The organism is Aurantimicrobium minutum (assembly GCF_029893825.1).
Classification (GTDB): Bacteria; Actinomycetota; Actinomycetes; order Actinomycetales; family Microbacteriaceae; genus Aurantimicrobium; species Aurantimicrobium minutum_C.
Genome location: NZ_JARXXV010000001.1, coordinates 1123765 through 1136096, shown reverse-complemented (window position 1 = coordinate 1136096; position 12332 = coordinate 1123765). Strand labels below are relative to the sequence as shown.

Below are 12332 nucleotides of genomic sequence, written 5' to 3'. Positions count from 1 at the left end.
ATGAGCGAAAAAGAAAGCATCACCACAGAGCAGGTCACGGTTCGCCGTTCACCCAAGTTCTTGGCATTCATGATTGCCGGAATCATTCTTGGCATTGTTGCCGCGTTGATTCTGACCTTCTCGCTGCCCAATGACAGTGAGTTCACTCTCACCCAGATCTTTGGCTTCATGCTGCTGATCACCGGAACCCTCGGTGGAACGCTCGGGCTGGTCTTTGCGCTCATCGCTGACCGCTACTACTCACGCCATGTGACTCAGGCAACTGCCGAGCACATCGAAGTGACGAAGAAGTAGTTCTTTACAGAACTAGCTGAGCTGATTACGCTCGACCCACTCCAGGTATTCAGGAGTGATGGTTCCGGTGACGTATTCACCGGTGAAGCAGCTCACGTCGAGAGCGGTCAGGTTACTGCCCTCCATGATGGCTGCTTCCATATCGGCAACCTCTTGGTAGATCAGGTGGTCTGCACCAAGCTCCTGAGCAATCTCTGGAATCTTGCGACCGTGAGCGATGAGCTCCTGACGCGAAGGCATGTTGATGCCATATACGTGGGGGTAACGAACCGGTGGAGCTGCAGAGGTGAAGGTCACCTTGTTTGCACCAGCTGCACGGGCCATCTCCACAATTTCGCGTGAGGTTGTTCCGCGCACAATCGAGTCATCCACGATGAGCACGTTCTTGCCCTTGAACTCTGCGGACATGGCGTTGAGCTTTTGGCGCACTGAACGCTTGCGCTGTGCTTGGCCAGGCATGATGAAGGTGCGACCGACGTAGCGGTTCTTGAAGAAACCTTCGCGGTATTCCACGCCCAGCTTGCGTGCCACCTGCATGGCAGAAGGTCGTGACGAGTCGGGGATGGGCATCACAACATCGATGTCACCCAGTGGCGCATACTGCGCAACAGTGGCAGCCAGGCGGTCACCCATGCGCAGACGAGTTTCATAAACCGAGATGCCGTTCATGACCGAGTCAGGACGTGCAAGGTAGACATACTCAAACGAGCAGGGACGCAAAATGGGGTTCTCTGCGCATTGGCGAGAGAAGAGTTCACCGTCTTTAGTGATGAATACAGCTTCGCCGGGTTCGACATCTCGAACAATTTCGTAGCCTCCGGATTCCAGAACCAGAGATTCTGAGGCAACGACGTAATCGGTCTTACCGTTTTCGGTAGGGCGCTTGCCCAAGATCAGGGGGCGAATGCCGAAGGGGTCGCGGAAGGCGAGCAGGCCATGGCCGGCAATGATGGCGATGGCGGCGTAGGAGCCCTCCACGCGCTTGTGAAGGTTTTCTACCGCAGTGAAAACATGCTCAGGGCCCAGCTCGGTACCAGAAACGGTTCCTTGCAATTCGGTTGCCAGAACGTTGAGCAGAAGTTCAGTGTCGCTGGAAGTGTTGACGTGACGACGGTCAACACGGAAGAGGTCATTGGTGAGTTCACGAGTGTTGGTGAGGTTACCGTTGTGAACCAAGATGATGCCATAGGGAGCATTGACGTAGAAGGGCTGAGCTTCCTCTTCGTTCGATGCGGCACCAGCTGTGGCGTAGCGAACGTGGCCCAGGCCGACGTTTCCAACCAGGTTACGCATGTCGCGGGTGCGGAATCCTTCACGAACCTGACCCTTGGTCTTGTGCATGTGCAGGTGTGAACCATCTGCAGTAGCGATGCCTGTGGAGTCCTGACCGCGGTGCTGCAGAAGCAACAGTGCGTCGTAGATTTGCTGATTGACCGGCTCAGTAGAGACGATTCCGACGATGCCACACATATGCGGTGGGAGCTCCTGAAACTCGAGGTGCGTAAAGGAGCTCTGGCGAGTTCCTAGTCAAGTCTGGCACATCTTTCCTGAGGATAGACTTGATGCTGTGAGCCAGAATTCTTCCTACGCACGTGCAGGTGTCGACACCGCAGCCGGAGACCTTGCCGTTGAACTCATGAAGGCCTCCGTTAAGGCCACTCATGGGCCCGAAGTCCTCGGTGGCGTAGGTGGTTTCGCGGGACTTTTTGACGTCTCATTCCTCAAAACTTTTGATCGTCCACTGCTGGCAACCAGCACCGATGGTGTGGGAACCAAGGTTGCGATTGCGCAAGCACTCGACAAGCACGACACCATTGGCCAGGACCTGGTCGGCATGGTTGTAGACGACATCATCGTCTGTGGCGCACGTCCACTGTTTATGACCGACTACATTGCCTGCGGCAAGGTCTTCCCTGACCGCATTGCTGCCATCGTCAAAGGCATCGCAGATGCCTGCTCAGCAACCGGTACTGCACTTGTTGGTGGCGAGACGGCAGAGCACCCAGGCCTGCTTGGCGTGGATGACTACGATGTGGCCGGTGCCGCGGTTGGTGTTGTTGAAGCAGCTGATGCTCTCGGCGCTGAGCGCGTGGTCAACGGCGATGTCGTTATCGCCATGGAATCCTCCGGACTCCACTCCAACGGTTACTCCCTTGTTCGCCACATCCTGGCCGAGAACAAGTTGGCATACTCAGACACTTCCGCAGACTTTGGCGGGGTTGTTGGTGAGGTTCTGCTCGAGCCCACTCGTCTCTACACCGGCCCACTCGTTGAGGTTCTCGCAGACCCCGCACTTGCCGGCAGTGTTCACGCCCTCAGCCACGTCACCGGTGGTGGAATTGCAGCCAACTTGGCTCGCGTTCTCCCGGTGGGTTCATGGGTTGAAGTGGATCGCTCGACCTGGTCTCCCTCCAATGTGTTCCGTGTCCTCACTTCACTCTCGGGCGAATCTCTCGAAAGCACTGAAGGAACCTGGAACCTCGGCATCGGCATGTTTGCCGTGGTGAGTGCAGGTTCTGCTTCTGCTGTGACCAGCAAGCTTTCCTCGCTCGGTATTCCTTCATGGGTTGTTGGCATGGTCTCAACTTCAGAGCGTGACTTCACCGGTTTCGAGCAGGGCGCTAAGGGTGTCAACGGTGGTGCTGTGCGCCTAGTTGGAAACTACGCCAACTAGTTCACACACATGATTCTTCCTCTGCTCATCACAGGTGTGGTGGGAGGATTCCTCTCCGGTTTCTTCGGTGTCGGCGGTGGCATCATCATGGTGCCGCTGTTGATGATGTGGGCAAAGTTCGATCAGCGTCGAGCTTCTGCCACATCACTGCTTGCCATTGTTCCCACATCCTTTGTTGGCGCATTAACCTATGCCGCCAATCACCAGGTGGACGTGCTGGTTGCTGTCTTTGTTTCTCTCGGTGCCATCGTGGGTGCTCCACTGGGCTCGAAGTTATTGCGGGTGCTCCCCATTGCGGTTGTGCACTGGACGTTCATCACCATGATGGTGATTGAAGCTATCCGATTGATTTTCATCACTGAGGTATCTCACGGTGCTTTCGAGCTGACGTTTGTTTCAGGCGCAGGGTTGATTGGTTTGGGGCTGCTCATGGGTGTTGCCTCAGGCATGCTGGGCATTGGCGGCGGAGTTATTGCGGTCCCGGTCTTCATGTCAGTCTTTGGCCTGGCGCCATTGTTGGCCAAGGGAACATCTCTACTGGCGATGGTGCCCACCGCGATCTCGGGCACTATCCCGAATCTACGCGCGGGGTTGGTTGTTCTCAAAGAAGGCGCGATTGTCGGACTAGCTGCCGTGGCAGCATCGTTCGGCGGAGTTGCGTTGGCATTCTTGTTGCCCGCACAACTTTCAGCACAGCTGTTTGGATTACTGCTGCTGGGTGTTGCTATTCAGAGCTCAGTGCGCAGACTGAACAGGAAGTAGTTAGGCGGAAGCGGCAGCTTCGCTTTCTTCGTCTTCGTCGTCTGGGTAAAGGTCAGCCCACTTATCGACATACTCGTCGCTTTCAGAAACATGACCGATCTCTTTTTCGAGTGCCGAAAGGTCAGTGTCTGGGCTGAAGTACTTCAGCTCGCGCGCAACTTTAGTGTGCTTCGCTTTTTGACGGCCACGCCCCATGCGAGACCCCTTACCTTGCTAACCGGGAAAAATTCACCGGATGACCATTAGGAAAAATCTAAACGTAAGTCTAACACTGGGATTTCAGTGTTTAACTGAGCGGACCGCCGCCAAGGAGGTATCCGCCGCTCACGGCCAGAAGTCCGAGTGCAGTGCTGCCCACAATGTTGAGCCCGGCAAGCATCCAGTGACCAGAGCGCAATCTCTCAATCGAGTCCACGGCGAAGGTGCTCATGGTGGTGAAGCCACCACAGAACCCGGCAACGAGAACAAAGCCCACCTCAGGGGAAAGGATCGCATTGGCTAAAAGGGCAGTGAACAATCCAACCAGCATCGAACCCACCAAGTTCACGACCAGGATAGCCAGCGGGAAGCCATCCTTCTTTGCTGGAAAGATCACCGTGGTGCCATAGCGCAGAGCGGCGCCAATACCGCCAGCAATGATGGCGAGGATGAGGGAAATGAAGTTCATTTACTTCGCCACCTTTCGGGTTGCCCTCTTCCAAGCGAACGGTGTTCCCAGCCAGAAGCCGAGCAACGCAGCAAAAAGACTTGTTCCGATAGAAAGGGCGAGATAGCCAGCAGTTGCCCACGGGTTTTGAACCAACAGTGCTTGCAGCATCACACCAGAGAAGGTCGTGAAACCGCCCAGCACACCTGGGCCAACCGCGAGCTTCATCCACTGTGGTGTGGATTTCCTGGTCCAGATACCGGCAACAAGGAAACCGAGCAGTAAAGCACCGATGGCGTTAATGGTCATGATGCTCACCAGCGACATGGTGAAGAACACCAAGCTCAACAAGATGTCGAGAAGTATGCGCAAGGCGGTGCCTAGGGCACCACCAATTGCAACTGCGAGGATGTCTTTCCTCGCCGAAGCTAACTTCTTACTTCTCGTCATCTGCACGCTTTGCAGGAGTCATGGGTTTGCGCGCGAGTGGACGCACCGGTTCACCACGACGGTCCTGCCCAGGAACCGGACGTGAACGACGACCATATATCAGGTCAGTCGAGTCGAGCAGCCAGGGCACGAGAGCAATAGCAACACCGTGTTCAAGCATGAGCTTCATCTTGAGGCGACGTGCCTTGTGGTTGTGAAGAGCGTGCTCCCACCAGTGACCCACGATGTATTGGGGAAGATATACGGTCACAATCTCGGAACCGTGCGCAGCACGGTGTTCACGGATGTGCTGAATCAGTGGCCAGCTCAGATCGCGATAAGGCGAGCTAATGATGCGCAGGGGCAAGTGAATGTTTTGACGAATCCAGTCGAGTTCCAGCTTGGCTGTGGAGACTTCGTTAATGGACACGTGCACCGCCTCGATGGAATCGTGTCGAGCAGCGATGGCGTAGTCGATGGCTTTGAGGATGGGCTTTTGCATCTTGCCCACGAGCACGATGGCGTGGTCGCCCTTGGCGCCAAAGGTGGTGTCTGCATCTACGGCAACTTCTGCCTCAACGTCGCGGTAGTAGCGGTTCACACCAATCATCAGGGTGTAGAGAATGGGCATTGCGACAAAGACAATCCAGGCACCGTGAGAGAACTTGGTGATGGTCACGATAATCAACACGATGGCGGTGAAAGTGGCACCTGTCACATTGATCAGACGCGAACGTATGATGCTGCCTCGGTTGTCAGGGTTTGTCTTAAGTAGCTTGGTCCAGTGCACCACCATGCCGGTTTGACCCAGGGTGAAGGAGACGAATACACCGATGATGTAGAGCTGAATAAGTTGTGTCAGGTCAGCTCGGAACACCGCGATGATGATGGCGGCGGCTAGGCCTAGGGCAATCACACCGTTGGAGTAGATCAAGCGGTCACCGCGGGTTTCAAGTGCCTTAGGTGCATAGCCATCGTGGGCAAGAACAGAACCCAAGAGTGGGAAGCCATTGAATGCAGTGTTAGCTGCCAGCAAAAGAACCAGCGCAGTACCTGCCTGAATGGCGTAGAAGAAGATGGTGTTGTTACCAAAAGTGGCAGCAGCAATCTGAGCAATCAGTGAGCGCTGCGGCACCGTCTCACAGTTGGCGTAGCCAATAAGTTGGCAAGCATTTTCTGCGTAGTGCACGCCTGAAATAAAAGACAGGGCAATCAAGCCGGCGAACAAGGTGATTGCGATGGCACCCATCATCAGCAGGGTGGTCTGCGCGTTCTTAATCTTGGGCACGCGGAATGCGGGCACACCGTTCGCGATTGCTTCCACACCGGTCAGTGCAGCACAACCACTGGCGAAGGAACGAAGCAGCAACAGAATCAACGCAGCTTGAGCAACGCTCTCACCTTCGACCATGTACTGGGAGGATTCTGCGATAGGCGCATCACCCATAGCGGTGCGAACGAGACCAACCACAATCATGATGAAAACGCTGGAAACAAAGAAGTAGGTGGGGATGGCGAATGCCTTGCCAGACTCTCGAACACCGCGCAGGTTGATCGCAGCAAGAATGACGACGCACACCAGAGCGATCAACACGCGTTCTGGTGCGAGCTCGGGGATGGCAGAGATGATGTTGTCCACACCAGAAGCAACAGACACTGCCACGGTCATGACGTAGTCAACCAGCAGCGCCGAGGCAACGACGACACCGGCTTTTTCTCCCAGGTTCTTGTGAGCAACTTCGTAGTCACCACCACCGGAAGGGTATGCCTTGATCAGCTGGCGGTAGCTGGCAATCACCACGACCATCAGCAAAATCACGGCAGCTGCAATCCACGGAGCAAAGCTCAAGAAAGCTAATCCACCGATGAGCAGAATCATGAGAAGTTCTTGCGGTGCATAGGCAACCGAGGAAAGTGGGTCACTGGCGAAGATCGGAAGGGCGATGCGCTTCTTCAGCAACTCACCTTCAAGCATGGCTGTCGGGAGTGGGTCACCAATAATCCAGCGCTTAGGTGACTTTGATTCAGGAATGGAACCAGTTCCGGTGTCTTCAGGACTCACGAACAGTAACTTTACGCCGATTCACCCGTCAGAGAACTCACAACAGTTCGTTAAAAAGAACTGTCAGACTGTGGTTTGTGTATTTCTTAGCTAAAGCCAGTATGAAAAACCGCGCCCTGATTGCGCTGGTAACCATTGTTGTCGCCATCTTTGGTGGCCTTGCATTGACCAATCTCAAGCAGGAACTGGCTCCCAGCGTGCAGTTCCCTCAGCTTGCTGTGCTCACGGTGTACCCCGGTGCAGCGCCTGAGGTAGTGAACCAGGACGTCTCTGGCCCCATCGAAACAGCTATCCAAGGTGTTCCGGGCATCGAAAACACAACAGCAACCTCAAGCACCAACTTGAGCCTGATCTCGGTGTCCTTTACCTATGGCACCGACCTGATCATTTCTGAACAGAAAATTAACCAGGCCATCAACCGCATTAAGTCGCAGCTTCCATCTGATGTTGACCCCCAGGTCATTTCCGGATCATTCAGTGACTTCCCCGTGATGCAGATTGCCGTCTCTAGTGATCTGAACACTCTTGAACTTGCAGATATTCTGCGCGGATCTACTCTGGCTGACATCAAGGATGTCACTGGTGTTCGTGACGCTATCTTGTTGGGTGCTCCTGAGAAGCGCGTCACCATCGAACCCAACCAGCAGGCACTTTTTGCACAAGGACTCACCTCTGCCGCACTCAAGGACACTCTGGATGCCAATGGCCTCCTGATTCCTGCCGGTGAAATCACTGAGAACGACCAGACCCTTTCGGTTCAGATTGGTGAACGTATCAACTCGGTTGATGCGATTGCTGCACTGCCCATCGTGGGGGCAACAGGTCCTGGTGTCGTCACCATCGGTGATGTGTCCACCGTTGCCTTGACCGATGCACCTGTCACCACGCTTTCTCGCGTGAACGGAAAAGCAGCGCTCACCATTGCAGTGACCAAGCTTCCTGGCGCCAACACGGTTGACGTGTCCAAGGCAGTAACGAAGGTCATTCCTACTCTCGAAAAAAGTGTGGGTAACAATGCAGTCTTCACTACCGTCTTCGATCAGGCTCCCTACATTCAGAAGTCGATTGAGTCGCTCACCACTGAAGGACTGCTCGGTCTCCTCTTCGCGGTAATCATTATCCTCATCTTCCTGATGTCGATTCGATCCACCCTGGTGACCGCTATCTCCATCCCCACCTCGGTGCTGATTACATTCATCGGTTTGCAAGCCGCGAACTACACCCTCAACATTTTGACCCTCGGTGCATTGACCATCGCTATTGGTCGTGTGGTTGATGACTCCATCGTGGTCATTGAGAACATCAAGCGTCGCTTGGTGCCTGGTGTTGATCGTGCGAAGACCATCGTGGATGCTGTCCGCGAGGTTGCCGGAGCAATTACTGCTTCTACAGCAACCACTGTTGCCGTGTTCTTGCCTTTGGCTTTCGTCGGTGACATCACCGGTGAACTGTTCCGTCCCTTCGCCCTGACCGTCACCATCGCACTTGTTGCGTCACTGCTGGTCTCGCTCACCATCGTTCCCGTGCTGGCCTACTGGTTCCTGCGCGCTCCCTCGGAAACAGGCAAGAACGCTGCCAAGGCTAAGGCTGCTGAACTAGCTGGTGAAGAAAAGGCAGGCTTCCTGCAGAAGGGCTACCTGCCAGTTATCAACTGGACTCTCAAGCACAGCGTCACCACCATCATTCTGGCGGTGCTGGTTCTTGTTGGCACCGGAGCAATCCTGCCCCTGATGAAGACCAACTTCTTGGGATCCTCCGGCCAGAACACCTTCACCGTGACCGAGGCGATCAAGCCCGGCACCAGCCTGGAAGCCCAAGACGTCATGGCTACCGACATTGAAGGTGCCTTGCTTGACACCGAAGGTGTGGAGATTGTTCAGGTCTCCATCGGTTCCTCCGGTAATGCTCTGCGCGATGCCTTCGTCGGTGGTGGCGATACCGCGATCACCTATTCGGTCACCACCAAAGAAGGCGGCGACCAACAGAAGATCCAAGACGCAGCTCGCGTCGCAGCTGAGAAGGTTGCCCCTAAGGACACCATTACGGTTGGTGCTTCCAGTGGTTTCGGTGCATCCAGTGACATCGCCATTGACATCACTGCGCCCAACCAGGCAGCACTAGATAAGGCGGCAGCCCAGGTTGATAAGACCATGCGTAACCTTCCTGCGGTCAAGCAGGTCACCAGCAACCTCACTGAGGCTCGCCCCTATGTTGCGATTACCGTCAACCGCTCAGATGCTGCCGCTGCAGGTTTCTCTGAGGTTGCGCTCGCAGGTTATGTTGCCCAGGCCATGCGTCCGACCACTATCGGCACGGTTGCGATTCAGGGAACCACCCTGGATATCTACATCGCATCTAACGATCCACCCACCACTGAAGCAGAGATTGCTGCACTGAGTATTCCCACAAACAAGGGACCAGTTGCACTGGAGACCTTGGCCAGCGTCTCGGTCAAGGATGGCCCTGCCACGGTCACCACCGTGAAGGGTCAGCGCAGTGCGACTGTGACTGTAACTCCCAACAGTGCTGACCTCGGAACAGCAACTGCTGCAGTGACCAAGGCGCTCAAGGACATCAACCTTCCTGCAGGTGCTTCGGCCAAGATTGGTGGCGTGAGCGCTGACCAGGCAGCTGCCTTCAGCTCGCTGGGTATTGCTCTTCTTGTTGCCATCCTCGTGGTGTACATCATCATGGTGGCAACCTTCGGTTCGCTGCTCCAGCCCTTGCTGTTGCTCATCTCGGTACCATTTGCCGCAACCGGTGCGATTGGCCTGCAGGTCATCACCGGTGTTCCACTCGGTGTTCCTTCCTTCATCGGTCTGTTGATGTTGGTCGGTATCGTCGTGACGAACGCCATCGTACTGATTGACTTGGTCAACCAGTACCGCGCTAAGGGTCTTGCCGTTACGCAGGCACTCATTGAGGGTGCTTCGCGTCGTCTGCGCCCCATCTTGATGACAGCACTGGCGACCATCTTTGCTTTGATTCCAATGGCTGTCGGCATCACAGGTTCTGGTGGGTTTATCTCTCAGCCGCTGGCCATCGTCGTGATTGGTGGTTTGATCTCCTCCACACTGCTCACTCTGGTTGTGCTGCCCACCATCTACAACCTGGTTGAAGGTGGTCGCGAAAAGCGCAAACAAAAGCGTGAAGCGAAGAAGGCAGCGAAGGCTGGCACCACTGCTTCAGAAGTTGTGACCAAGGAACCAGTTTTCGACACCCTCGTGATTGATGACGACGGTGACGACGACACTCCTATCCGTCGCCGCACTCCTTCTGCCTAGCTAGGCTGGAGGGATGAAGACATCCCGCCTCGCATTGTGGTCACTGGTTTCAGTGGCCGCAATGTGGGGCGTTGCCTTTGTCGTGATGAAGCCGGCAATTGAGCAACAGCCCTTCTTTGACTTCCTTGCTATTCGCTTCACGATTGCAGCAGCAATTATGTTGCTGATCAAACCCAAGGTGGTCCTTGCCCTCAAGGGCAAGATGTTGGCCGTGGGAGCCGTGCTGGGTGTCTTGCTCGGACTTGCCTACATCACGCAAACCATTGCATTAGAAATGACGACTGCGGCAATTACTGGATTCCTCACCGGAACCTATGTGGTGCTCACGCCGGTGTTGGGCTGGTTGATCTTCCGCCGCAAGGTTGGGGTGAAGGTGGCTATCGGTGCCATTTTGGCGCTGATTGGTTTGGGTTTGATTTCCATCACGGGCGTCTCGATTGAGGTTGGTCAGATCTGGGGAATTGTGTGTGCTGTGCTGTATGCCCTGCACATCGTGGGTCTGGGACGTTTCAGCTCCGGACTTGATTCCTATGCGCTGACCTTCGTTCAGCTTCTTTTCGTTGCGGTGGTGTGCTGGATTGGTGCACTACCAGATGGCTATCAAGGTCCTCCCACCGTGGATGTCTGGCTCGCTGTCCTCTTCACGGCAATCTTTGCCACCGTGATCGGCTTCTTTGTGCAGACCTGGGCGCAGGCACAAATGGAACCTGCACGCGTGGCCATCATCTTGACCCTTGAGGTGATCTTCACGGCCGTGGTCTCCGTCGCAGTGGGCCAAGAAACTCTCGCGCTGAAGACCATTATTGGTGGCGCATTTATGGTCTGCGCCATGGTGATTGTGGAGTGGCCCACCAAGGGTAAGAAGGAACACATTGCCGGAACTCCCGGTGAAGAAGATGAAGACATCGTTCCGCTCGAGCCACTGGCTCACTAGGAATTCCTGCCTTCAGCACTTCGATAAACTGAAGCCATGACTTCTGCACGCGAACAGCTGATCAACTTCATTAAAGAAGAAGCCGTCTTTCACGGCGACTTCACTCTGACCAGCGGTAAGAAGGCCACGTATTACGTGGACATGCGCAAGATCTCTCTCGACCACCGCGTTGCCCCACTGATCGGTCAGGTCATGCTGGACGTGCTGGCACAGATTCCAGATGTGGACGCCGTGGGTGGTCTCACAATGGGTGCTGACCCCATCGCCACCGCAGTTCTTCACCAAGGCGCTGCCAAGGGTTTGACCTATGACGCCTTTGTTGTGCGCAAGGAGCCTAAGGACCACGGCCGTGGCCGTCAGGTCGAAGGACCTGACCTCACCGGCAAGCGTGTGGTTGTGCTCGAAGACACTTCCACCACCGGTGGATCACCGCTGAAGGCTATCGAAGCCCTTGAGAAGGTGGGCGCTGAGATTGCCGGTGTTGCTGTGGTTGTGGACCGTGCAACCGATGCTCGTCAGCGTATTGAAACTGCTGGCTACCCCTACTTCTATGCGATTGGTCTCGAGGACCTCGGTCTCGAGCCTCAGTGACTGTGGCTGAACTGCCTGATTCTCCGACGCATGAGCTGAGCACCTCTGGTGTTGGCCCATGGGTTGGCGAACTTCCTCAAGAACCTTGGTTTGACCCGGAGCTTCTAGAAAAGGGCGACACTCGTAACGTCATTGACCGTTACCGTTACTGGACCATGGAAGCCATCGTGGCTGACCTGGATGAGAAGCGTCACCCGTTCCACGTCGCCATTGAGAACTGGCAGCACGATATGAACATCGGTTCCATCGTTCGCTCAGCCAATGCCTTTGGGGCAGACACCGTCCACATTGTGGGACGCCGCCGCTGGAACAAGCGTGGAGCAATGGTGACTGACCGCTACCAGCACGTTGTCCACCACGACACCGTGGCAGAGCTTGTCGAGTGGGCGAAGGCAGAGAACATGCCTATCCTCGCCATTGACAATGTCCCTGGTTGCGTGAAGATCGAAACCTATGCTCTGCCAGAGCGTTGCTTGTTCCTGTTTGGACAAGAAGGCCCCGGGCTTTCTCCCGAGGCCATCTTGGCTGCTGAGGCAGTGATTGAAATTACTCAATTTGGTTCCACGCGTTCCATTAATGCCAGTGCAGCTGCTGCCGTGACGATGCACTCATGGGTCATGCAGCACGTTAACTTTTCCGACACCTCCGCCAGCTAA

Annotated in this window: 12 protein-coding genes; 7 read left to right on the top strand and 5 right to left on the bottom strand. The window is 55.3% G+C overall.

Annotated features, from left to right (window positions below; genetic code table 11):
- Window positions 1-294 (top strand): potassium transporter Trk, encoded by a 294-nt coding sequence (locus tag M2120_RS05445; protein WP_280797701.1) that lies wholly within the window; start codon window positions 1-3, stop codon window positions 292-294.
- Between the two features lie 12 nt (window positions 295-306).
- Here M2120_RS05445 and purF read toward each other — a convergent pair whose 3' ends face one another.
- Complete coding sequence (gene purF / locus M2120_RS05440) at window positions 307-1764, bottom strand: amidophosphoribosyltransferase (protein ID WP_280797700.1); 1458 nt, start codon at window positions 1762-1764, stop codon at window positions 307-309.
- 97 nt (window positions 1765-1861) lie between these two features.
- On the opposite strand from purF, the gene purM reads away from it, so the two are divergent.
- Window positions 1862-2968 carry a phosphoribosylformylglycinamidine cyclo-ligase gene (gene purM, locus M2120_RS05435; RefSeq protein WP_280797699.1) on the top strand — a complete coding sequence of 369 codons (1107 nt, stop codon included), beginning with the start codon at window positions 1862-1864 and terminating at the stop codon, window positions 2966-2968.
- A 9-nt stretch (window positions 2969-2977) separates the two neighbouring features.
- Window positions 2978-3730 carry a sulfite exporter TauE/SafE family protein gene (locus M2120_RS05430; RefSeq protein ID WP_280797698.1) on the top strand — a complete coding sequence of 251 codons (753 nt, stop codon included), beginning with the start codon at window positions 2978-2980 and terminating at the stop codon, window positions 3728-3730.
- Here M2120_RS05430 and M2120_RS05425 read toward each other — a convergent pair whose 3' ends face one another.
- From M2120_RS05425 to M2120_RS05410, 4 genes are all read right to left on the bottom strand, one after another.
- Complete coding sequence (locus M2120_RS05425; protein ID WP_280797697.1) at window positions 3731-3925, bottom strand: DUF3073 domain-containing protein; 195 nt, start codon at window positions 3923-3925, stop codon at window positions 3731-3733.
- Window positions 3926-4016: 91 nt separating this feature from the next.
- On the bottom strand, window positions 4017-4397 hold the full coding sequence (locus tag M2120_RS05420; protein WP_280797696.1) for a fluoride efflux transporter FluC: 381 nt from the start codon (window positions 4395-4397) through the stop codon (window positions 4017-4019).
- Entirely contained in the window at window positions 4398-4826 is a 429-nt protein-coding gene (locus M2120_RS05415; RefSeq protein ID WP_280797695.1) for a fluoride efflux transporter FluC, read from the bottom strand.
- Entirely contained in the window at window positions 4813-6780 is a 1968-nt protein-coding gene (locus M2120_RS05410; protein ID WP_280798162.1) for an APC family permease, read from the bottom strand. The genes M2120_RS05415 and M2120_RS05410 overlap by 14 nt, the downstream gene beginning before the upstream one ends.
- Window positions 6781-6944: 164 nt before the next feature.
- Here M2120_RS05410 and M2120_RS05405 point away from each other — a divergent pair, with 164 nt between their 5' ends.
- From M2120_RS05405 to M2120_RS05390, 4 genes are read left to right on the top strand one after another with little or no spacing between them, the layout of a single operon-like run.
- Window positions 6945-10151, top strand: a complete 3207-nt coding sequence (locus M2120_RS05405) for an efflux RND transporter permease subunit (RefSeq protein WP_280797694.1) — start codon at window positions 6945-6947, stop codon at window positions 10149-10151.
- A 13-nt stretch (window positions 10152-10164) separates the two neighbouring features.
- Window positions 10165-11085, top strand: a complete 921-nt coding sequence (locus M2120_RS05400; RefSeq protein WP_280797693.1) for a DMT family transporter — start codon at window positions 10165-10167, stop codon at window positions 11083-11085.
- Window positions 11086-11121: 36 nt separating this feature from the next.
- Window positions 11122-11676 (top strand): orotate phosphoribosyltransferase, encoded by a 555-nt coding sequence (pyrE, locus tag M2120_RS05395; RefSeq protein WP_280797692.1) that lies wholly within the window; start codon window positions 11122-11124, stop codon window positions 11674-11676.
- A 2-nt stretch (window positions 11677-11678) separates the two neighbouring features.
- Window positions 11679-12332: a TrmH family RNA methyltransferase gene (locus M2120_RS05390; protein WP_432418532.1), complete on the top strand. Its 654-nt coding sequence runs from the start codon at window positions 11679-11681 to the stop codon at window positions 12330-12332.